Here is a 21,861-nt window from a genome sequence, read left to right on the forward strand (position 1 = left end):
GGTTTACTTGCGTTCGTATTTGAAATACACCAGGATGCCGTACACAATGTGCAGTACGCCAAAACCTAAGGTCCAGGCTAATAAACCATGATCCACAAAAAAGCTGGCCAGTAAACCTAGTAAAATTTCAAAGCAACCCAAATACCGGATATCGCTGAGGGTATATTTGCTGGCATTCAATAAAGCGCAACCATAAAAAATAAGCATTACCGGTGCTACCAGAAATTGCAATTCATGATAGAACAGAGCGCCGCAAAAAATGCCACCCGCAGCCAGCGGAATAAACAAATTAACCAGCATGCGTTCCGTTTTGCTATCCCAAACCCGGTGGCTGTTTTTCTTCGCGTTCCGGGCCGTAAAATATGTAGCCGAACAAAAAGCCAATACAAAAACGACCGCCGCCACCGAAAGCATAAAGAAAATAGCTTCCCGCGATAAGTTGCGGCCAGCATTCAAGCCGTAATTAATATCATGGGAAACCAGGTACCATTTAACCACCGCCGCACCAAGCAGCGCCGAAACCCCGGCTGCCACCCCCGAAAGTCCGCTGAGCGAAATAAACCGGGAAGAACGATCCATAATGTTGCGAATCTCGTGCAGGGTTGCTAACTGGTCTTGCTGCTGGTTCATGTTAAAAAGTGCTTTGAGTTTCAAAGTTAATAATACGGTTTATAATGACAAGTGTTTTAGCTCAAAATATTTTTGATCTGATTCTGCCGTAGCAATCTGAAAACGCTATGGTTTTGGAGTAGAAAAGTTAGGTTTATGGCCAGACTTTTTTGTGTTAAAAGCATACCGTTTTTGACGCCATTTAAATCTTCAACAAAAGCAGGGGAGGACTTTTCTTCGCAGGTGTAATCTGTCAGCTGAAGCAGACGGCAATGAAATTGGTCTGAACTGTGATTTATTGATTCTTGTGAATCTTGTGATTTCCTAAACTAGGATTTCACGTATTTCGCCAGCGCAGCGTTTCCTGAAACCACGTTAGCTCGGAAGCTAAACTAAAAAGAAGCTGACTACGAAGGGAAATGATACCAGTTTCTGTGTGCGCGGCCTCCGCACTTTCCGGTTTCGTTAGAAAAGCCGCTTGCGGCTAGGAAAGGGTGAGACGCGAACGCAGAAACGCTGCCCGCCCGGCTTGAGGGAAAAAGTTTAATTAATAATTAAAAATTATGAATTAAGAATTAAAGTTGGCTATGAAAACGGTACCCTTTTTAGTTGAAAAACTACTTACCGCCGATGAGGTCCTTCACTATCGTTCAGGATGACACCGAAAAAACGGTATATTTTACAGCCTAAAAACTCAATAGCAAAGAAACTGCCATCCCGAAGAGATCTCTCCTCACGTCGAGATGACGCAGATAAAAACGGTATAACTTTTAGCTCAAAAACTGCTTAACGCATACAAGCATTTTGGAATAACAAAAAGGTGAATTCAATTCAAATACTTCACCTGCACAAAACAATCCGAACTTCTTCCCTTATCATCCGCACAGGAAATCTTGATCTGCCCCGGTTCCGGAACGAAGAACACCTTTTCGTGCACACTGGCTTCTTTGTAAAATTGATCGTTCACGTACCAGTATACCTTTTTCACTTCCTTATCGGCCTGCGCGCTCAGCAAGAGTTGCTGCTCTTCGTCCCGCTCCACCAGATATTCCGAACCATCGGCCGGCGATGAAATGAACGGCGCATTTTCCGCAAAAACGCGGGAACAGGTCGGATTATGCGCCGGAAGTTTTTGGTAAGGAATGCGTTCCCGTTCGTAAAAAGCCACCAGTTCACGTGGTTCGTTCGGGTAGAATTTTTTGATATATCCGTTCGAAGGCAGACAATCGCGGCAGTACGAAAATTGCTCATCCGCGGAAACAAACATTCTCCTTAAATGGCTGCATTTCGGGGTTTGCGTGATGCCAGGAAGGAAGTAATCCATCTGCTCATTCTGGCAGAATTCCTCCGGCGGCAAACCGCTTTCGGTGCATACAGAACGGAACGCTAAAGTTGAAGGAGGCGTGTACCAATCGTTGGCAGAATTGTAATCCAGGGCGTTGAACAGATCGAAAAGCAGTGGCGTACCGATGTCGGTGCCGGTAAGGGCTGGCGCACCAACGCCGTTAAAATTCCCTACCCAAACTGCGATAGTATAGTGCTTATTGTAGCCTATGCTCCAGGCGTCGCGGCGGCCGTAGGAAGTACCGGTTTTCCAGGCGATCTTCGGCAAATGCATGCTGCTGGCATACGTGTTAGGCAGATCCGGTCGGGTAAGTTGCGCCAGAATTTCGGTAGTTAAATAAGCCGCCGACGGTGAAAATAACGCTATGCTTTTGGCCGCAGAATCTGCTTTGGTCCATTGCAGCGGCACGTATTTTCCTTCATTGGCAAAGGTGCTGAAGAGGTTGCCTAGTTCTTCCAGCTTCACTCCGCAACCACCCAAAACCGCCGATAAACCCAGTTTCCGTTCGTCTTTTTTTACCTGCTCAAAACCAGCCTGCTTCAGTTGCTGCACAAAAATATTCACGCCCAGCTGCTCCAGGATCTTCACCGCCGGCACGTTCAGCGAATAAGCCAGCGCTTTTTCTACCGTAATGTTGCCGTTGAATTTCTTGTCGAAGTTTTCGGGCTGGTAGCCGCCAAAATCGGTTGGCACATCGGTCAAGGTCATCTTTGGCGTAATCAAACCTCTGTCGAAAGCCAGCGCATATAAAAACGGTTTCAGCGTACTGCCCGGCGACCGCACCGCCCTTATGCCATCAACCTGCCCGTAATTTTCTGCATTTTCAAAGTCTGCCGAACCAACGTAAGAAACCACTTTGCGTGTCCGGTTATCGATCACCAAAACCGCCGCATTTGTAATACCCAAACTATGCAGTCGCTGCACATAATTGTTGGTGAGCACTTCGGTTTTGGTTTGCTTTTGCCGGTCTAAATGGGTGCGGATTATGGGCTGCCGCGGAAATTGCCGGAGCAAACGGTAGGAAAAATGCGGCGCAAACTTCGGCGCAGCGTGGCGTCTAGCAACCAACGGTTCCTGCAGCGCATCTTCAATTTCCTTTGCCGGAAACAAGCCTTCCTGCCGGAAATATTCCAACCAGCGGTTCCGTTCTTTTAAAATGGCGTCGTTGTTCTTGCCTAAAACCAGCGAAGTCGGGCGGTTGGGGATGATGGCCAAGGTAACGGTTTGGGCTAGACTGAGATAGTTGGGCGGTTGCTGAAAATAAAGCAGCGCTGCCGATTTAACGCCTTCGATGTTGCTGCCGTATGGCGCCAGATTCAGGTAAAACTGCAAAATTTCGGCCTTGCTGAAATACCATTCCAGCTGAAGCGCCCGGAAAATCTCCACCAGTTTGTTGCCATAAGTCCGTTCCTTGGGTTCCAGCAAACGCGCTACCTGCATCGTAATGGTACTGGCTCCGGAGGTCTTTTTGCCCCGCACCACGTTGTTGAACAAAGCCCGCAAAATAGCCGCTGGATTTACGCCCGGGTGCCGGTAAAAATATTTGTCTTCCTTGTAAACAATGGCTTTTTGCAATGTTGGCGTAATTTCATCCAGTTCCGTTTTCATCCGCCATTTCTGGTTATGGTTCAAGAAGGCGTGTAGTACCGTGCCATCCGCAGCGGTAACCAAAGGCGAATAATTCAGGTTGACTTTTAAGGGAAAGAAGAAGTTAAGTGAAAACGCTAGGGAAATGAAGCAAAAAACCGGCGCTAAAAACCAACGGGCAACCGCGCGGAGGTAGTGGTTGCGAAGGAAGGTTTTGAAATTAGTTTTTGGAGGAAGAAGCATAGCATTTTTTAGGGCAAATTATAAGTCGTACTTTTTACAATGTTGAAGTATAACCGCCTTTTATAAAAGTACGAAAGATTTAAATATTATTTGTAACACATTCTAAAGTAGCGACTTATATGTGAATTACTATTTTAATTAGTTTTTAAAGCTAAAATATTTAGCAATTATATATACTTTTCGCATATTTGTAGCGTAAGAACGCTCTGAACCTACTACAACTATGGAAAACGATATCATAAATTTAGCAAAACTGGTAAGCGCCGGCTTTGAAGTTATAGAAACGAATGGCATTGAAGAAATTGATATTCCTTTTTATTCCACGCCAATTTCGGCGGGTTTTCCTTCGCCGGCTGAAGATTATTTAGAAGATAAAATCAACCTGCAGCAGCTTTTAATTGCGCATCCTTCCGCTACCTATTTTCTGCGCGTACGCGGCGATTCGATGCGCGACGCCAATCTGCACGAAGGCGATATTCTGGTAGTTGACCGGTCGTTGAAACCAAGAATTAACCAGATCATCATCGGTTTGCTGGACAATGAATTTACCGTAAAGCGACTCATCAAAAAGCAAAATCAGTATTACCTGCAGCCCGAAAACCCAGCTTACCCACTTATCCCTTTACCCGAAGAAAATTCCCGTTTTCAAACCTGGGGCGTGGTAACGTGGTGTATTCATAAAGTACGGTAAGTATGACGACTTTATTTGCCCTGGTAGATTGCAATAATTTTTATGCCAGCTGCGAACGCGTTTTTCAGCCAAAGCTAAATGGACAACCCATTGTAGTGCTGAGCAACAACGATGGCTGCGTAATTGCCAGCTCCAATGAAGCCAAGGAATTATTAGGTGGCAGCAATATGGGCAAGGCTGCTTTTGAAATAGAAGCCTTGCTGAAGCAGCATAACGTAAAGGTTTTTAGCAGCAATTACACGCTTTACGGCGACATCAGTAACCGGGTAATGAGCATCCTTTCCACGTTTTCGCCAAACATAGAAGTATATTCCATCGATGAAGCTTTTCTGGATCTGGGTAATTTTTATGAGGTAAATCTTCAGAAGTACAGCCGCCAAATTAAAGATACAGTGTTGCAATATACCAGTATCCCGATTTCAGTAGGTGTAGCATCGACAAAAACGTTAGCAAAATTAGCGAACAAGTTATCCAAAAAATCTAAAAAGGCTGATGGCGTATTGGTTTTAACGGACCCGAAACACATTGAAGCGGCGCTTAAAAGCACGGCAATTAGCAGCATCTGGGGCATTGGGCGACAATACGCAAAAAAGCTGTCGGTTCATGGTATGGAAACGGCTTGGGATCTGTGCCAGGCGCCGGATTCGTTTATCAAAAAACATTTAACGGTGGTTGGTTTCCGGACGGTAAAAGAATTGCGTGGCGAACCCTGCCTGGATCTGGAAATAACTTCCGATCCGAAAAAACACATCTGCACATCCCGTTCCTTCAGCTATAAGGTAACCACTTTGACTGATCTTCAGGAGGCAACCGCCAACTACGTAGCCCGCTGTGCTGCCAAGCTTCGGAAACAGAAATCCTGCGCTGCCTGCGTTACAGTTTTTGTAATGAAGAAGCGTTATCCGCAACCCGAGTATATGTATTTCAGTCAGACTGTTGCGCTGCCGGTAGCCACTAATAGTACGCCGGAACTTTTAAAATACGTGCGCAAAGCCGTTGAACAATTATACGTGCCGGGCTATAAATATAGAAAAAGCGGCGTGATCGTTTCCGGGTTGTGTCCCGATAACCAGGTGCAGGCAAGTTTACTAGACACCGTTGACCGGGAAAAACATGCCAAAGCCATGCAGGCCCTGGATAAAGTAAACAAGCGTTTCGGGAAAGATATGGTGCTGAGCGCCGCGCAGGGAACCGTTCGCCCCTGGAAAATGAAAAGTGAAATGCTATCGAAATGCTATACTACTGACCTGAAAAATCTGCTGGAGGTGTGGTGAGTTTTTTAGCTAAAAAGCATAGCGTTTTGCAAAACATTGCGTCAAGTCCCCCTTTGGAGGGGGCAAGGGGGAGGACACATCATTGCGACAAATTTTCCTGCCATTCAAAAATCCAAGCCTCCAGAGTCCGCCTAACATTCTCAATATCCTGCATCACTTCCCGGTCCGGAAAGCGCAACGTTGTAAAACCCAAAGCTTGCAGTTCCTCATCCCGTTTCGCATCTTCCTCCGTTTTGAAATTGTGCGAATATCCATCTACTTCAACAATTAGCATTAATTCCTTGCAAAGAAAATCGGCAATGTATTTCCCAACCGACCGCTGCCTTCTGAAACCGTAACCCAGCATCCTTTTACCCGATAATAATTCGCACCATAACCGAATTTCCGCCTTGGTAGAATCGTTGCGCAGATTTCGGGCCAGTGGCTTCAGGTTTTTGTTGTAGAAATTATTTTCCGGCTCAGTCATAAAATTACAGCAGAAAGTTTATTCAAGGTGGTCCCCCTTTGGAGGGGGTTAGGGGGAGGATTTTTACATCTTCCGATAATTTGATCCAATATGCGTGGTCCTCCCCCTAACCCTCTCCAAAGGGGGACTTAATTCCTACCTTTGTTCAAGCTATTTAGTTAATTTAATTCTTTTTGCCTTGTTCATAAAAATAACCTAATAATTTAAGCGTTTCTGAATTAATCCTATCATTAATTTTTCTAGCAGCTTTAAAATTCATATTTAAATGATTTATTGAAATGGAAATAATCGCAGCTATTAATTCTCCCATTAAATAAGCAGATTTATCTAATTGGCTTAAATCTTTGTAATAGGCTCTTAATTGATGAAGGCTAATAAATTCTGAATGAGCATAACTAGATTGTAAATGCCAAATATCCTTATAGGTTTCCTCCTTAATATCAATCGTTTGAAGTAAATCAGTTAGTGTTCCTTCTTTGGCACATCCGTTTAAATAGTTTTTTTGAGCTTTTGAATTAAGAGATTTGAAAAAAATATTATGTTCAAGTTTCTGCCTTAATGTTTCTAAATCTGCATTTTCATTTGATAATATCTTCCTGGAATCTTCATCAAAAGGTTTTAAATCTTGTTGCCTTCTTCTTAATCCATCGATAGTATAAATTATGAATCTGAATTCCTTCCGAATATCATCTACATTATCAAAATGTAAATAATAAATAATTAAATAGTTTTCAATAATCGCTCTTGTGAGAATGTAAATTGAGCTTATGTCAAATACTTGAACAGATTTGTCTCCATATGATATTGGGGTTCTATCTAGTAATTTAATTACACTTGAAATTTTAAAAGATAGTTTTACAAAAAGCCCTTCTAAATGTCTTTGCCAAAATAATACCTGAGTTCCTTGAGTGTGGAGATTATCAACTTGAGCAATTAGAATATTATTGAATTGCTCAAGAACAAGCCTCAACTTTTCAACGGGGTAATTTTGTCTGGTAATTAATAATTCAATTAAAGTCATCTTCTAAATTTTATAATCCCTACCTAACCCCCACAACTCCGCTTCCCCAGTAAGAATGATACTCCGCATTATACATAGCATCCGCACTCACCGGGCCCATTTTGTACTGCCCTTTGCTCACGGCTCTAACTAAATAATAAAAGTTTTTCGGGCTGCTGGTGGCGGTGGTGAAGAGGTTTATCCGGTCGTCGCGGATGTCGAAATAATCGGGGGTGGCGGCGTCTTTTACCCAGGCCATTTCGGGTACGGCGCCGATGCGCGGGTTTTCTATCTCGAAGCCTGCCGGCAGGATGTCGGTGATGGCTACGTTCTCTACGGAGGTGCTGAAATCGGAGGCCTGGAGGGTTAGTTTTACCACAATCAGGTCGTTCAGATTAAAGGTGTTGCCGGTGATTTCGCGGCCGTTGCGGTCGTAGAAATGCTTGCGCACTTTCAGGTAATTGTCTTCCTCTTTGTAAGTGCCCGTCGGACTGATACCTTCCTGCTCCCAGAAATAATACAAACTGCCGCTGCCGCTGGTTATAATGCTCAGGTTCTGGTTCGTGAGGTTCTGCGTGAGCACCAATTCGTCGCCCTTAAAGCTGCCAATTTGTTTGCCGTTGGCGGTTACCGTGGCGGTGATGTTCTGGTTTGCGTTCGCTTTGGAAAGCTTGCCCAGGGCCAGCAAAGCAAAGGCGCGTTCCTGCGTGTTGAGCCAGCGTTCCGACTTCAGTTGCTGCGATAAATGCCGGGCCATTTCGCCAACGGCCGGGTGGTTGGGCTGGGCAGTGAGCAAGGCGTTCAGGGCGAGGGCTTCGTCGCGGATGGCGGAGTAAAAGCTGCCCCAGAGTTCGCGTTTCGAGTTTTCGCCGGAAAAGCTTTTCGGAAGCAAGGCCAGGAAATTGCGGTTGTTGCCGTACATCGCGAAGGTGCTGGCCAGCAAATATTTGCTGTCGATGGCGAGCAGACCGGGGTTGGCTTTGTAGTAATTCATTGCCGTTACATCGTATTTATTTACTAAACCTAGCAGGTAAAGCGAATAGAAAATTTCCTTTTTGGCAATGGTTTTGGTGTGCTCCGCACCCTTTTCGTCGAGGTAAGCATAGCGTTCGGTTTCGCGGGTTTTGAGCTTCATTTGCAGGTACTCAAACATTTTGTTCAGCATTTTGCTGTTCACCTGAAAACCGGCTTTCTGGGCTTCCAGCAGGAAATGCGCCGCGTAAGCCGTGCTCCACCAACTTTCCATATCGGTGCCCGGCCAGTAAGCCATTCCGCCGTTGTAAAGCTGCATTGTTTCCAGTTTCCGGATGGCTTCCTGCACGTTGTAATCGGGGTTGAAGCGGGTAGCTTTTTTGTCTTGTTTTAAACTTTTGGCCAAGTCGGCGTAATAAATTTGCGGGAAAGCGGCCGAAATGGTTTGCTCCACGCAGCCGTACGGGTACTGAATTAGGTAGCGTAAATCGCCGGCAAACTGCACCATCGGCGACTTACTCACAATGAGGCGCGCCGAAATGGAACCCGGCATAAAATCGGTTTTAAAGCTGATGTCCTGACTTTTTCCGGCCGCAACCATACCGTTTCCGGATACCTTTTGCAGCGAAGCCGGCGGCCTTACGGAAATGTCGGTTTTCTCCCGGAAAGTTTCGTTCAGCGCGTTCACCGTAACCAGCACCGAACCGTTGCCGATGCTGTTTTTCGAATACACCTTAAACGTAACCTGCTTTTCGGAATTCGGCTTTATCTGCACCGTTTGCGTCGTATTTCCGGAAGCCAGCAACGGACCGGAAAGCTGCAATTTGGCCGTAGCCGAAGTTGGTTTAGACGTGGTATTGCTCAAGGTAACCGGCACCGAAACGGTATCGCCAGGGCTTAAAAACCGCGGCAGCGCCGTAGAAATCACCACCGGGTCGGCCACTTTTATGAATTTTTCCGAAGCCCCGAACGCGTTGTTTTTGTAAGCCACCGCCATTACGCGCAAAGCTCCCGAAAACTGTGGAATGGGTACTTTGTAACTGATTTCGCCGTTGGCATTAGCCGTGAGTTTTCCGCTCCAGAACGTTACCAGTTTCACGCGTTTGCTGGTGAGCGGGTTCACGCGCTTGCTCAAATCGTAGCCGTCGCCACCGGAGCTGGAACGCTTGCCGCTCAGTTCGGGAAACAGGAAAGGATAAAGGTCGAAAGGGTTAACTTCCAGGGCGCGTTTCTGATAGAAAAATTTGAACGGGTCGGGCGTTTCGTAGTTCTTTAATTGCAGAATTCCTTCGTCAACCACGGCCAACGTAACTTCCGCATTCGGCGCCGTTTTTACGTTTATGGTTTGCGTTTTCTGGCTGCGGCTTTGCACCGGCGCCGAAATATTTACCGCCAGTTTCGTGCTGCTTTTCGCTACCATTAAGGGCTTGAAACCGCGCGCCACCGTGAGCGGTAAATTGCTGTTGGCCGTCATCTGCCGAATGGCCGTGGCCGTAATGTACACGTTCGGCAGGAAGGCATCCTTGATTTCCAGGTTCAGGCTGGCCGATTTTTTATCGGTTGGCAGATAGTAGTGTTCGTACACTTTATTGCGCTCCACCGTTACCAGAATTTTCCCCGCAAACGGACTTTTAAACAGGATATTCGCTTTTTCGCCAACCTGGTATTCCGCTTTGTCGAATTCGATGGTTACTTCGCCTTCGTTATTTACTTCAAAGGAATTGCTTTGCGTATCGCCGTAGCCGTAAGCGTAAAATTGCTGGCTCACGTAGGTTTCCGCGCCTGGCCTTCTAACCCGAATTTCGTATTCCCCGGAGTTCAGCGGATTGAAATTAAACGTGGTGCCGTTGCCGGAAATCGCAATGTCGCGCGACGTAACCACCTGTTCCCGCATCTGCGAATTGTAACCGTAACGTCCGCCGCTGCGGCCCTGCACCACCGTTTCCCAGACTTTTCTAATAATCTGCACATTGGCCGTAGCGCTTTGCAACGGTTTTCCGGCTTTGTTCAAGGTAATAATTTGCAATGGTAAAATCTGCCGCGTACCCACCCAGCGTTCGAAATTCTTAATCCCGAAGAAAGCGGTTTGCGTGGGTACTTCGAAGGTTTTCATCCGGTTCACCGGCCTGCCGGTTTCGTCGAAAACGGTGGCGAAAACTTTGCCTTCCAGCACACCCAAATCTTTGTACTCGGGCACTTTGTAGCTCTGGCTGGCAAAACCTTCTTCGTTCGTTTCGCCGGTTTTTAGTTCGTTCTGAAAACTGACGTTGTTGGCGCCTTGCAGTTCGAAATAATAATCGCTATACTTTTGAGGCGAAAAAGTCTTGCGTTTTAAACTGAAATCGAATTCGTATTTGCGGTTGGCCGCCGGCGGACCGAACAGGTTGGTAGCCGTAACGGAAGCGGTTATTTCTTCGCCCGGTTTGGTTTCCGGTTTCTGCAGTTTCAGGTCAACTTTAATGCGGTCCGGAATAAATTCTTCTACAGAAATCTTCTTAGAGTTCAGCAGCACATCGTTACCAGAATAAACTTCCAGGGTGTATTGTCCGGTCATTGAAGCGGGCGGCAAATAAAAATCAGATTGGAAAGCGCCCTGGGAATTTAAGGTCTGGCGGTAGGCTTTGTATTCGCGGCCGGTGGGTAGTAGTAGTTTGATTTTTACCGGAATGTTTGATAGCGTTTTCCAGTCCTGCGTGCGTAAAATGGTGTTCACGTGCACCGTGTCGCCGGGGCGGTAAATGTCGCGGTCGCCGTAAATGAAGGCGTCGTATTGCGCCGGGTTGCTGCGCAAACCACCCACCTCAAACCGCGACGTTTCTACGCGGTTACTTTCCAGGATAATAAAGTTGAAATCCTGCCCTTTTTGCGCCGAAACCATACCAATTTTGAAGTGCTTGTTCAGCGGCGAACCGGTGAATTTTGCCACGCCATTTTTATCCGTCGTAACCGATTGCACCACCTGGTTATTCGTGCTGATGAAGTTCACTTTTATGCCCGGCAGCGCCACCGTAGATTTAATGGAATTCGCAAAAACCAGCACTTCTTCCGGACCCTGCCGCGCAATTAACCCGATATCCGAAACCGAAATAATTTTGGAAGCCTGCAAATATTGCCGTTCCGTATCCTGGATCTGCACCACGTAAATGCCCTTGAATTCGGAATTGAAATCGAGGTCGGCAAGGCTTAAATTCAGCAGCGTTTGGTTACCGTTTTTCTGCAGGTTTTTGGTTTCGTAGGTACGGCTTGAAACCACGTCGCCGAAATCTGAAGTGTTGTAATAGTTGTAGGACCGGTCCACGTATTCGCCGTCTTCATTTACCTGGTAATCTTCTTCGCTTTCGTAATCGTAGCCGTATTCTTCGCCGGTGCGCATAAACGCGTGCACGTTATTGGCATACACCCGCGCAATGGTCACTTTCACCTTCGGAACATCTACCAAATTCACGGCTAAATTCCGGTTTCCGGCCGCGCCTAAATAAAACGCTTTGGTATTCGCAAAACTCACCGACGGCTGCAATTCGCCAAACGAAACGTACTGCGAATGCTCTTTGCCCAGCGGAATTCCGAACATACTTTTCAGCTCTTTGGAGATAACAATCTGGTAATTTTCGCCGCTCCGGAATTTGCCGCGCACCTCAAAACCATTGTCGTGGGCTTCTGTTTTTAAACCGGGAACGGTAGGGGAAATGCTGATAAAACTCGCCAGCTTTTCGGCTTGCACCGGCTGGTTCATAAACACGTTCATCACGCCTTCGCCTTCCACAAATGAACCCGTAATTTCTGCCACCTGGAACACCCCTTTCGGCGGAATTTCACTTTGCAGCGTTAAGTTTTCTGGCGTTTTCCAGTTCCCACCCACCGGCTGCAAACCTTTATCGATCACAATTTTCAGCGGTACAATTCCATCTTGATTTTCCGATAGCGAAGGAATGGTAAAGCCCACCGTCTGGTCAATTTCTGAAGTTGCTAGTTCCGCTTTTACTTCTTTGCCATCCACGAAAATATGCGCCAGCCGGCCCACATCCGTCGGTTTTACCGGGTAGTTGAAATTCACGTTTACCCTAATGTCCACTGTATTTGCCTGCCTTGGCGACATCGTCCAGTAAACCTGCGTGCCGGTTAGCGAAAGCAGGGGCGTGTGGAATAAAATGCTGTCTTCGGTGTTGAGTTTCGGTTTTTCTTTGCTCAGGCTGGCCAGCGCCGGTTGCAGCCTGGCAACGTATTGCGTGCTGGGTGCAAAGGGCTCGTAAGGGGAGAAGGTCAGCTCCCGGGAATTGCTCCAGCGGAACTTGCCTTTTACTGCCGGTTTAAAACTAATGTAAGCCGTAGAATCCCAACGGTTCAAAAGCGAATCGCCGACCACATCTTTGTTGAAGCGAAAGGTTAAATTCTGGTGCTGGGCAATTTCTTCGTCGAAGTTGCGGCTTTCCACTTCCAGGGTGTTGGAAAGTTTGGAGCAGCTGGCTAAAAGGAGGAAAAACGCTAAGAAAAAGGGGGTAAAAAGTCGGGCAGGGAGCTGGCGGGAGAACATAGAAACGATTGGTTTTTAGGTCGTTTCTAAGGTACGGAATTTTGGGTATATAGGGAGGTGCGAATGTTAAGTTTTAATTTAAATTTGAGGGTAATAATGGCTTGATAAGTTCCCTCGGCTTCGCTCGCAATGAATAGATAATTATTGAATAACTTTCTTTTCTACGCCGTCACATCAACTCCCGGATCTTTCCCCATCAAATACCCATACGGCCGAAGCTTTTTCACATGATCAAAAATTACTTTCACAATACCCAGGTACGGAATGAAAAGGATCATGCCGGGAATACCCCAGATGAAGCCTCCGAAAAGCAGGCCCATGAGCGTGATCATCGGGTTTAGGCGGATGCTGGCGCCGGTGATGTTGGGCGTGAGCACGTAGCTTTCGATCATTTGCAGAAAAATAAAAAATCCAATTAAGGCCAGCGGGTAAAAAAGTGAATCTTTGGTTAACAGGGCGAATAAAATAGGAATAAGGCTGCCTAAAATAGAGCCGATGTATGGTAGCAAATTCAGGATGCCGGCCATTAACCCGAAAAAGAGTGCGTGTTCGATTCCGATGAGGTAAATACCCAGCGCGTTAGCGGCGGAAAGGATCAGGATTACCAGAAACAAACCGGAAACATACGAATTGGCCACGTTTGTGATCTTGCTGATGATGATGCTTGGGTCGCGGATTGGGGCTCCGATTATGGGATGGGTTGACGCGTGAATTCTTGACGTTACGGCCAGGAAAACGAAATTTTTCAGCTTTTGGCGGTAGAGTAAAAAGAAGAACGCATACACCATGGTCAGGATGAAACTGGCCAGAACGGTGCCGGTTACCCGCACAAAACCCGCGATATAGGTGCTCAGGGAAGCTAGGTAATCTTTTACTTCGCTTTTCAGGAATTCGTGTTGCTTTTGCGGCGAAACGTTGATCTTGGAAGCTAGGAAATTATGCAGTTGGTTCAGCTTGGCAGTCATGGTTTCGCTGATCTGCGGGAGGTCGTTGAGCAGGCTGGTGAGCTGGTTTATGAGTAAAATAATGACCACGATCAAAACGACCAATATCGTTAAAATGCAAACCAAGCCAGCTACTAAACGCGATAATCCCCACTTTTCCAGTTTCCGGCTTACAGGCACGAGCATCATGGCAAACAAGCCGCCGATGGCAATAGGAATGAGGAACGGCGCGGCCAGTTTCATGAGTCCGAAAAACAGCAGAAAAGCCAGCAAGATCTGGTTGAAGCGCTGCAGGTTGGTAAGTTTGGCCATGGCAGTTTTTAGCGTGAAATTGCTATCGTTTTACTTCCAGAAGCGGTTTTGGTTGTGGAATTGTACTTGTAAGCTCATTAGCGCAGAGTTTAAACCCTGCGCTAATGGTTTTATTTTACCGGCGGATGTTTCCGGATGAATTTCTTCAGGATAAAAATGACCAGCGCCAGAATGATCAGGAACGGCCAGATGTAGAGCAAACCAACTACGAACGAAAGCAGCAGATCCCAGCCGTTGCGCAGCGCGTTCAGGATTCGGATCATGAAGTTATGGTCACCGGATTGACGGGCGCTGTTTTCGTAGATCTGTAGGTTTATGGTACTGTAAGCAACTTGTCGGTTAATGTAATTGATGCGGGCTTGGGTGGCTTCAATTTCTTCGCGGATCTGCCGCAGCTGGTTTTCCACTTCCACAATATCTTTTACGGTTTTGGCTTGTTTCAGCAGGTCCAGGTAGCGTTCTTCCACGGCTTTTTTGGCTTTTATGCGGGCGGAAATATCTACAAACTCAGTGGTTACATCTTCGGAAGAAATGTTTTTGTAGTCGAGGTAAATGCTGAGTTCGGTTAATTTTTCCAGCAGCGCATCGAGGTTTTTAGAAGGAACCCGAATAATGAAATTGTTTTCCAGGCTGTTATCTACCCGCGCTTCGTTGCTGGAAACCAGGAAAGCGCCGTGACTTTTGAGCAGGTTTTGGATAGCGTTTTCGCTCTTTTTATAATCGGCCACCTGAAAACGCAAGTTCGCATTCCGGATATTTTTCTGCTCGAATTGCGGTTCGGCTTGGGAAACATCCGCCTGACTTTGCGCTTCTTCCATCGCAGGAGCGGCTGCCGGTGGCGGCGTGAACATAACTTCCTGACTGCCGGCGCTTTGGTCGGGTTCCTGCTGCCGGTTGCAACTCAGCAAAACGGCCAGCAAAAAAACGTTAAGCAACGAACCAATGACTTTTGAGGGCAAAAAGGATAGCGTTTTCATAGCCGGATATTTTTGAACTTAATACGGAGAATGCCTGAAAAGTAACCTTCAAATTTAGCTGCAAGATTTATTACGTCATCCCGAGCAACGCCGAGGGAACTAACTGGTACTCCTATGGAATTCGGGCGAAGCGAAGAATTCCTTCATTTTGAGATTAGTGGTCGTGCGGGTTCTGTATGCGTAAGTTCCTTCGGCTTCGCTCAGGATGACCAGAAAAATGGGGACCAGATAAATTGAAAAACGCTATACCTTTTAGTTGAAAACTCAGGAATGTGGCTTGATAAGTTCCCTCGACGTTGCTCGGGATGACGCAATAATTTAGTATAAACGCTGTCCGGGAAAATCCCGAAAACGCTACTTAAAATTCCGGAAAACAAAACTCCGCAACCAGCAAATGGCAGCGGAGTTTTGGAGGTAAAAACCGTATCGTTTTGGAGGTAAAAACCCATCAAGGGAAAATTCCTAGCGATTGGTAGCTAATGGCAATTTTTTCGGTGGCGCTGTAAAAAGCGGCGGTGCGCAGGTCGCGGATTCCGGGTTTACGGCGCATAATTTCGCGCATTTCGTGGTAGGCCAGAATCATGGTGTCTTCCAGGCCGGAGCGCACCAGCGTAATTTCGTCGGCGCCGCTGATTATTAAGTTGCGTTCTTTTTCGCCGATGGATTTTCCGGTGGTATCTTCGATCAGGTTTACAATGCGTTTCAGGCTGGCTTCTTCCGCACGACGGCCCATTCTTCCGAACCGCACATTCGATAAATTTTTGAGCCATTCGAAGTACGAAACCGTTACGCCGCCGGCATTCAAATACAGATCGGGCAGCATGAAAATGCCTTTTTGCAGCAGAATTTGTTCGGCATCCTGGGTAACCGGTCCGTTGGCGCCTTCGGCTACAATTTTTGCTTTTACGTGCGGAGCATTCGTTATATCTATCTGATTTTCAAGGGCGGCCGGCAGTAGAATATCGCATTCCCAGGTGAGCAGATCTTTGGAATTTTCTACGTTTTGCGCGCCGGGATAATTCAAAATGGAACCACTTTCCTGCCGGTGTTCGAAAACGGCTTCCACATCCAGGCCATCTTTGTTGAAAATACCGCCTTCGCGCTCGGCAATGCCGGTAATTAAAACGCCGTCTTTCTGGCAGAAATGCGCCGCGTGGTAACCTACGTTGCCCAAACCCTGCACGATCATGCGCTTGCCGCGAAGGCCGGGGTCTATAGCCAGTTGCTTCAGAATCTCGGTATCGTGAAGGGCTTCGCGCAGGCCGTAATAAATGCCTAAACCGGTCGCTTCGGTTCTTCCTCTAATGCCGCCCTGACCAACCGGTTTGCCGGTTACGCAGCCCATCGCACTGGTTTCGCCGTATTTAAAAACGTGATACGTATCTGCGATCCAGGCCATTTCGCGGGCGCCGGTTCCGTAATCGGGCGCCGGCACATCCATTCCCGGACCGATCAGGTTTTTCTGAATAAGCTCCGAAGCATAGCGGCGGGTAACTTTTTCGAGTACTTCTACGGGCGTGGTTCTGGGGTTGATTTTCACGCCGCCTTTCGCCCCGCCAAAAGGCACATCTACTAGCGCGCATTTAAAGGTCATGAGCGTAGCCAGCGCCACCACTTCGTCTTCATCAACGTGTGTACTAAATCGGATGCCGCCTTTAGTAGGCAGTTTATGGTGACTGTGCTGCGCCCGGATGCCTTCGTAAACGGTAACCTTGCCTTCATGCTCTACCGGAAAATTAACTTTGTAAAGGCTGTTGCAAACCTTGATCTGGGCCAGAATGCCGGGTTTTACATCGGTGTGCTGCGCCGCCTGGTCGAAATACCGGTGCACGCTGTTCAGAAATTGTTTGCCTTCTGTTTCTTGAGCCATACGTTTGGGGAAGGTTTGGTTGGAAAATCCTTATTGAACGTACTTCCGGAAATTGAGTTATTTATTCTGCTTTTTCGATGAGTTTTTGGCGGAAAGGGGATAGCGTTTTGGAGAGTTTTGGGTTAAAAACCGTATCTTTTTTGGCGGAAAAAGTGCTGGTTTTGTTTGAAAACGGTAGGGTTAGGGGCTTGAAAAATGATAGGGGTTTCGAGGTGAAGCGTGCTTGTGTTTGTTGAAAATGGTAGGAGTTTGGGCCTGAAAACGATAGGGATTTTGGTTGAAAAAGTGTCGGTTAGTTAAACCTCCCAGGTTTTGGAAACCTGGGAGGTTTGAGGATGCTACTTGATTTAACACCTCTGTTTCGGTCTGTGCGCCACAGACCGAGGTGAATGATTGTGAGGATTTTATTTGTATTTGTCAGAAGGTAATAGAAACTGAAAACAAATGAAATAAACCGAATAAATGAAAACAACTGCAAATGAAAAAAGACGCAAAGTATTGCGTCTCTACAATTGTTAAAAATTCCCTCCCCTGAATTAGGGGAGGGTTAGGGTGGGGTCAAATACGCGTAATCTGCGCACCCAAAGCGTTCAACCGTTTATCAATATGCTGGTAACCTCTATCAATCTGCTCCACATTATCAATTACACTTTTGCCATCCGCAGAAAGCGCCGCAATTAGCAACGCAACACCAGCGCGAATATCCGGAGAAGTCATTCTAATACCGCGTAGGTTTACTTGTTTGTTGTGGCCGATAACCGTAGCGCGGTGCGGATCGCAGAGAATGATCTGCGCGCCCATGTCAATCAGTTTATCTACGAAGAACAGGCGGCTTTCGAACATTTTCTGGTGGATCAGAACCGTTCCTTTGGCTTGCGTGGCGACTACTAAAGCAATGCTTAATAAATCCGGAGTAAAGCCAGGCCAGATCTGGTCGGCGATGGTTAAAATGCTGCCGTCGATGTAAGTTTCGATGGTGTAGTTTTCCTGGGCGGGAATGAAAATATCGTCGCCGCGGAACTCCATTTTAATGCCGAGCTGGCGGAACGTATCCGGAATAATGCCGAGTTCGTGGATCTGGCAATCTTTGATGGTAATTTCCGAGCCCGTCATGGCAGCCATCCCAATAAACGACCCGACTTCGATCATATCCGGAAGCAGTTTGTGCGTGGTACCGCCCAGTTTATCTACGCCTTCAATGTTGAGTAAATTCGAGCCGATGCCGGAAATTTTGGCGCCCATGCGGTTCAGCATTTTGCAAAGCTGTTGCACGTAAGGTTCGCAGGCGGCGTTATAAATGGTAGTTAACCCTTCGGCCATTACCGCGCCCATTATAATGTTGGCGGTGCCGGTTACCGAAGCTTCGTCCAGCAGCATATACGTACCTTTCAGGCGGCCATCGGAATTGATGTGGAAGAACTCGTCGTTGGAATCGTACTGAAATTTGGCGCCCAGTTTTTCGAGGCCAATGAAGTGCGTATCCATCCGGCGACGGCCAATTTTATCGCCGCCCGGTTTCGGTAAATTGCACTTCCCGTAGCGCGTTAAAAGCGGCCCCATGATCATCACCGAACCCCGGATGGCGCGGCCCAGCTTCACAAATTCTTTGCTGCCGAGGTAATCGAGGTTTACGTTTTTGGCCTGGAAGGTGTAGGTTTCGTCGTCGTCGCGGGTTACGGATACGCCCATTTCACTCAGTAACTGAATGAGCTTCTGCACGTCCACAATGTCCGGAATATTGGTAATGGTAACGGGTTCTTCGGTTAAAAGTACGGCGCAGATCACCTGCAAGGCTTCGTTTTTCGCGCCCTGCGGGGTTATTTCGCCGCTCAGTTTTCGTCCCCCGATTACTTCAAAAGATGCCATTTAATTTTTGTGTTTCTGGTGGTGTTTCTGGTGTCCGCCGTGTTTTTTATGCTTGTGCTGCTGTTGCTCTTTCTGCTGGTAATTTTTTTGCTGCTGCACGCCCGGGCTCAGATCGAATAAGGTGCTGGCTTCGCCGCCCGGCAACTCAATGTTCAGTTTTCCCTGGCTCAACGCGCGCATTTCGGCAAGAATTACTTCATCAGAAACGGTGTCTTTGTTGTAAGCCTTGTAGAGCGATTTCATCAGTTTGCCCAGTGAAATAATGGCCGCACGGCGTTCGTCTTCGTTCTCTATTTCGCTTACTTTCTGCACCAGCGCTTCCACGTTTTTACCGTAATGTTTGAACTTTGGCACTTGGGTAGGAATTTCCACGCGCTGCGGTTTGTCGTTCAGGTATTCCATTGCGCTCAGCTCGAAAGGCGCATCCACATCCAATTGCCCGTCGGACATTACAAAAAGGTGGTTCCAGAGTTTCTGCTGGGCATCCTGCACGCTGCCGATGCTGGGGTTTAGCCGCGCCATCAGGTTTACGAGCAGTTGTGCTGCCCGCGAACGATGACTCCGGTCTTCTATAGTAAGGATGTATTTTACAAGGTTGTGCACGTTTATTCCGTATTCGCGCAGCAATAATTCTTGCTTAAAAGTTGAACTGGCTACCATTTTAGGGATTTTAGAAGCTCAAAGTTAGAAAAATTTACGAGAGCAGGTTATACGTACTTCCGTTCAGGCAAAAAGTTTTGGTTTTTGACTTTTTTGAGTGGGAGGGATAGCATTTTACCCCACCTAATTCCTCCCCTGATTCAGGGGAGGACTTTTGACGCAATATGCGTTCCGTCAGCTAAAGCAGACGGCAATGAATTTTTCTGGCACAAGTGACGCCTTTGGCTTAACACTTACGCCAGTGCTGGTGCTACTAAATTTTTATTAAATGCGAATAGGAAACGCTATGCTTTGAAGCTCCAAAAGTCAAAAAGAAGCAGGAACCAAAAGCTCCCCTCCTTTTCAAGGAGGGGTTCGGGGGTGGTTACTTCACTTTATCTGATCAAAAGTCCTGCCCTGTTTTTAGGGGAGGATTTAGGTGGGGTAAAATCCAACTCCACCTGTTAATTCCGTACAAGCCTTTATGGCTGAAAATTCAGAACAATTACAGCGGAAAGCGTTGCTGGCGCACGATCACTTTTGTGGTGAGTATAGCTGTCCGGTGAAATATTTCCATACGCTTGATCCGATCAGTGAACTGGTGAGTTCTTTGCTTTCTCACCGCACTAAAAACGCCGATAGCAGCCGGGCTTTCCGGAATTTGCGGCAGCAGTTTCCTACCTGGGAAGCGGTGTTGGAAGCGCCGTTGGCGGAAGTACAAAAGGCAATTTCGGCGGCTACCTGGCCTGAGCAAAAAGGGCCGCGCTTGCAGGCTGTATTGAAAGAAGTTTTAGTCCGAAACAACGGCTCTTTTGAGCTGAATTTTCTGAAGGAATTGCCGGTATTAGAAGCGCGGGCCTGGCTGGAGCAACTCCCCGGCGTAGGACCCAAAACCAGTGCGGCGGTGCTATTATTCAGTAATTTGCGGATGCCCGCTATGCCCGTCGATAGTCATCATCACCGGGTGGCGCAGCGGCTTGGATTACTTCCGGAAAATATTGGCCCTGGCCCGGCGCACGCCATTTTACAAGCCTTACTGCCCGCCGATTGGGATGCCCAGCAGGTTTACGACCACCACGAAGTTTTTATGTTTCACGGGCAGTGGTGCTGTTTTTTCCAAAACCCTGATTGCCACAGGTGCGTGGTGCTGGATATTTGCCCGTTTGGTCAGCAGCGGATAGGGAAAGTAACGTAAGGCTTTGCTTAATGCTTGTGAAAGTTGGGTTTGACTTTTTGAGGTGAAAGAGATAGTATTTTGGGCTGAAAATTTAAATTCAGAAGACTCTATTCTGCCCAATTTTCGATTTCGATATCCTTCAACCGTCCAATATGTTTAGTATTATTGGTAACTACCGTAAGGCCATTTGCCAAAGCTGTTGCTCCAATCGAAAGGTCAAAATCATCAACTATAATTCCCTTCTTTCTTAAGCGGGCTTTTTCTTTGGCGTAAATTTCTAAAGAACTGAAAATCGGAATAATTGAAAACTTAGAAATGAAGTCGCTGATGTCCTTTCTATTCTGTTCTTTCCGTTCACTATTTTCAGCGCCAAATTTTAATTCGGCAACCGTAATTTCGGAAATGAAGCAGTTTTCAATGCCGATTTCTGCAATTTTCTTATCCAAGCCAAAACGGCCTTTGAGATAATATATGCAAATGTTGGTGTCTAAAAGATACTTTTTCAAAGTTCTTCGATCTGACGGTTGAAAGTGCGGGATTGTCTTATTTCTTCTATAATAGTTTCCGCCGATTTTTCAGAAGTAAAAGCGCCGAACAGTTCCTGAATTGACTTTTCTTTCGTTTTCGGCTTGGTTTTCAGCGATTGCGAAAGCCGGGAAATTAATTCCAGTTTACTATCCGGACTTAAATTATTTAATAGCCCTAAATAGCTGTCTAAGATGTTTATGTTAGTTGCTTTCATAATAATCTAAATAACGGAAAATTGCTGCAAGAAGATATTATTTCACTCCAAAATTAGGATTCAATATAGGTAGCATTTCAGCTTCAAATTGCTTTAAGTAAATTTCTCTACGCTTCCTGTATTCTTTGGTGTCTTCATTAGTTAAGTCAATCCATTTTACTTTCTCATCTTTTTGTTCATAGACATTAAATAATGAGAAACCACAATGATTATATTTAGGCTTACTAAAACCACAGTTAAAAAGTCCTATCTCATATATAAGTTTATTATTTTGAGATTTAATAAACCAAGAATATAACCCATAATAGTTTTTATGAGGAAATAGTGGATACAATTTATTTCCTGAAAAAACGCGGGCAATTTCAGTTTTAGAATCAAACTTGTTTCTGAATTTTTTATTTACAAAGCTACTATCGAGCATTAAATCCGGATAAGTTTTGGCAAACTTGTTCATGGATTGGATAAAAGCTGTTGTATCCTGCCCGTAGTATTGATAATAATTACCACCAACAGTTCTATAGGCTGAAGTTGTATAACAGGATTGAAGTAAAATTATTAGAGGAAAGCATAAGAAAATCAGAATTAAATTTTTCATAGTCTACGCGAGATTTATAAG

Annotated in this window: 16 protein-coding genes; 3 read left to right on the forward strand and 13 right to left on the reverse strand. The window is 46.4% G+C overall.

Annotation, left to right across the window (positions count from 1 at the left end; translation table 11 throughout):
• Positions 1-3 precede the first annotated feature (3 nt).
• Together ACFPIB_RS04740 and pbpC are read right to left on the reverse strand one after the other, a co-directional pair.
• Complete coding sequence (locus ACFPIB_RS04740) at positions 4-630, reverse strand: hypothetical protein (RefSeq protein WP_378016286.1); 627 nt, start codon at positions 628-630, stop codon at positions 4-6.
• A gap of 805 nt (positions 631-1,435) precedes the next feature.
• A complete protein-coding gene (gene pbpC / locus ACFPIB_RS04745; RefSeq protein ID WP_378016287.1) occupies positions 1,436-3,784 on the reverse strand; it encodes a penicillin-binding protein 1C in 2,349 nt (782 codons plus the stop codon).
• Positions 3,785-4,007: 223 nt separating this feature from the next.
• On the opposite strand from pbpC, the gene ACFPIB_RS04750 reads away from it, so the two are divergent.
• Together ACFPIB_RS04750 and ACFPIB_RS04755 are read left to right on the forward strand one after the other, a co-directional pair.
• The gene (locus ACFPIB_RS04750; protein ID WP_378016288.1) at positions 4,008-4,475 is read left to right on the forward strand and encodes a LexA family protein; all 468 of its coding nucleotides are present in this window, start codon (positions 4,008-4,010) and stop codon (positions 4,473-4,475) included.
• A gap of 2 nt (positions 4,476-4,477) precedes the next feature.
• Entirely contained in the window at positions 4,478-5,749 is a 1,272-nt protein-coding gene (locus ACFPIB_RS04755; RefSeq protein WP_378016289.1) for a Y-family DNA polymerase, read from the forward strand.
• 79 nt (positions 5,750-5,828) lie between these two features.
• On the opposite strand, the gene ACFPIB_RS04760 is transcribed toward ACFPIB_RS04755, so the two are convergent.
• From ACFPIB_RS04760 to ACFPIB_RS04795, 8 genes are all read right to left on the reverse strand, one after another.
• Positions 5,829-6,215: an endonuclease domain-containing protein gene (locus ACFPIB_RS04760; RefSeq protein WP_378016290.1), complete on the reverse strand. Its 387-nt coding sequence runs from the start codon at positions 6,213-6,215 to the stop codon at positions 5,829-5,831.
• A gap of 163 nt (positions 6,216-6,378) precedes the next feature.
• Positions 6,379-7,236: a hypothetical protein gene (locus tag ACFPIB_RS04765; RefSeq protein ID WP_378016291.1), complete on the reverse strand. Its 858-nt coding sequence runs from the start codon at positions 7,234-7,236 to the stop codon at positions 6,379-6,381.
• A gap of 19 nt (positions 7,237-7,255) precedes the next feature.
• Complete coding sequence (locus tag ACFPIB_RS04770) at positions 7,256-12,718, reverse strand: alpha-2-macroglobulin family protein (RefSeq protein WP_378016292.1); 5,463 nt, start codon at positions 12,716-12,718, stop codon at positions 7,256-7,258.
• 161 nt (positions 12,719-12,879) lie between these two features.
• Entirely contained in the window at positions 12,880-13,974 is a 1,095-nt protein-coding gene (locus ACFPIB_RS04775; RefSeq protein WP_378016293.1) for an AI-2E family transporter, read from the reverse strand.
• A 110-nt stretch (positions 13,975-14,084) separates the two neighbouring features.
• The gene (locus ACFPIB_RS04780; RefSeq protein ID WP_378016294.1) at positions 14,085-14,951 is read right to left on the reverse strand and encodes a DUF4349 domain-containing protein; all 867 of its coding nucleotides are present in this window, start codon (positions 14,949-14,951) and stop codon (positions 14,085-14,087) included.
• A gap of 448 nt (positions 14,952-15,399) precedes the next feature.
• Positions 15,400-16,821 carry a Glu/Leu/Phe/Val family dehydrogenase gene (locus ACFPIB_RS04785; protein WP_378016295.1) on the reverse strand — a complete coding sequence of 474 codons (1,422 nt, stop codon included), beginning with the start codon at positions 16,819-16,821 and terminating at the stop codon, positions 15,400-15,402.
• 558 nt (positions 16,822-17,379) lie between these two features.
• A complete protein-coding gene (murA, locus tag ACFPIB_RS04790) occupies positions 17,380-18,687 on the reverse strand; it encodes a UDP-N-acetylglucosamine 1-carboxyvinyltransferase (protein WP_378016296.1) in 1,308 nt (435 codons plus the stop codon).
• On the reverse strand, positions 18,688-19,347 hold the full coding sequence (locus tag ACFPIB_RS04795; protein ID WP_378016297.1) for a DUF4290 domain-containing protein: 660 nt from the start codon (positions 19,345-19,347) through the stop codon (positions 18,688-18,690).
• A 463-nt stretch (positions 19,348-19,810) separates the two neighbouring features.
• On the opposite strand from ACFPIB_RS04795, the gene ACFPIB_RS04800 reads away from it, so the two are divergent.
• On the forward strand, positions 19,811-20,521 hold the full coding sequence (locus ACFPIB_RS04800; RefSeq protein WP_378016298.1) for an endonuclease III domain-containing protein: 711 nt from the start codon (positions 19,811-19,813) through the stop codon (positions 20,519-20,521).
• Between the two features lie 89 nt (positions 20,522-20,610).
• Here ACFPIB_RS04800 and ACFPIB_RS04805 read toward each other — a convergent pair whose 3' ends face one another.
• From ACFPIB_RS04805 to ACFPIB_RS04815, 3 genes are read right to left on the reverse strand one after another with little or no spacing between them, the layout of a single operon-like run.
• Positions 20,611-21,009, reverse strand: coding sequence for a type II toxin-antitoxin system VapC family toxin (locus tag ACFPIB_RS04805; RefSeq protein WP_378016299.1), 399 nt, complete (start codon positions 21,007-21,009; stop codon positions 20,611-20,613).
• On the reverse strand, positions 21,006-21,245 hold the full coding sequence (locus ACFPIB_RS04810) for a hypothetical protein (RefSeq protein WP_378016300.1): 240 nt from the start codon (positions 21,243-21,245) through the stop codon (positions 21,006-21,008). Before ACFPIB_RS04810 ends, ACFPIB_RS04805 begins: the two co-directional genes overlap by 4 nt.
• Before the next feature lie 37 nt (positions 21,246-21,282).
• Complete coding sequence (locus ACFPIB_RS04815; protein ID WP_378016301.1) at positions 21,283-21,840, reverse strand: hypothetical protein; 558 nt, start codon at positions 21,838-21,840, stop codon at positions 21,283-21,285.
• Between the last annotated feature and the right edge of the window lie 21 nt (positions 21,841-21,861).

It is taken from the genome of Adhaeribacter terreus (assembly GCF_042657365.1).
In the GTDB taxonomy this organism is placed as follows: domain Bacteria; phylum Bacteroidota; class Bacteroidia; order Cytophagales; family Hymenobacteraceae; genus Adhaeribacter_A; species Adhaeribacter_A terreus.

Bases quoted from the DNA above. Each gene is read 5' to 3' on its own strand.
- ACFPIB_RS04740 (WP_378016286.1), bottom strand. From the start codon at position 630: ATGAACCAGCAGCAAGACCAGTTAGCAACCCTGCACGAGATTCGCAAC.
- pbpC (WP_378016287.1), bottom strand. From the start codon at position 3,784: ATGCTTCTTCCTCCAAAAACTAATTTCAAAACCTTCCTTCGCAACCAC.
- ACFPIB_RS04750 (WP_378016288.1), top strand. From the start codon at position 4,008: ATGGAAAACGATATCATAAATTTAGCAAAACTGGTAAGCGCCGGCTTT.
- ACFPIB_RS04755 (WP_378016289.1), top strand. From the start codon at position 4,478: ATGACGACTTTATTTGCCCTGGTAGATTGCAATAATTTTTATGCCAGC.
- ACFPIB_RS04760 (WP_378016290.1), bottom strand. From the start codon at position 6,215: ATGACTGAGCCGGAAAATAATTTCTACAACAAAAACCTGAAGCCACTG.
- ACFPIB_RS04765 (WP_378016291.1), bottom strand. From the start codon at position 7,236: ATGACTTTAATTGAATTATTAATTACCAGACAAAATTACCCCGTTGAA.
- ACFPIB_RS04770 (WP_378016292.1), bottom strand. From the start codon at position 12,718: ATGTTCTCCCGCCAGCTCCCTGCCCGACTTTTTACCCCCTTTTTCTTA.
- ACFPIB_RS04775 (WP_378016293.1), bottom strand. From the start codon at position 13,974: ATGGCCAAACTTACCAACCTGCAGCGCTTCAACCAGATCTTGCTGGCT.
- ACFPIB_RS04780 (WP_378016294.1), bottom strand. From the start codon at position 14,951: ATGAAAACGCTATCCTTTTTGCCCTCAAAAGTCATTGGTTCGTTGCTT.
- ACFPIB_RS04785 (WP_378016295.1), bottom strand. From the start codon at position 16,821: ATGGCTCAAGAAACAGAAGGCAAACAATTTCTGAACAGCGTGCACCGG.
- murA (WP_378016296.1), bottom strand. From the start codon at position 18,687: ATGGCATCTTTTGAAGTAATCGGGGGACGAAAACTGAGCGGCGAAATA.
- ACFPIB_RS04795 (WP_378016297.1), bottom strand. From the start codon at position 19,347: ATGGTAGCCAGTTCAACTTTTAAGCAAGAATTATTGCTGCGCGAATAC.
- ACFPIB_RS04800 (WP_378016298.1), top strand. From the start codon at position 19,811: ATGGCTGAAAATTCAGAACAATTACAGCGGAAAGCGTTGCTGGCGCAC.
- ACFPIB_RS04810 (WP_378016300.1), bottom strand. From the start codon at position 21,245: ATGAAAGCAACTAACATAAACATCTTAGACAGCTATTTAGGGCTATTA.
- ACFPIB_RS04815 (WP_378016301.1), bottom strand. From the start codon at position 21,840: ATGAAAAATTTAATTCTGATTTTCTTATGCTTTCCTCTAATAATTTTA.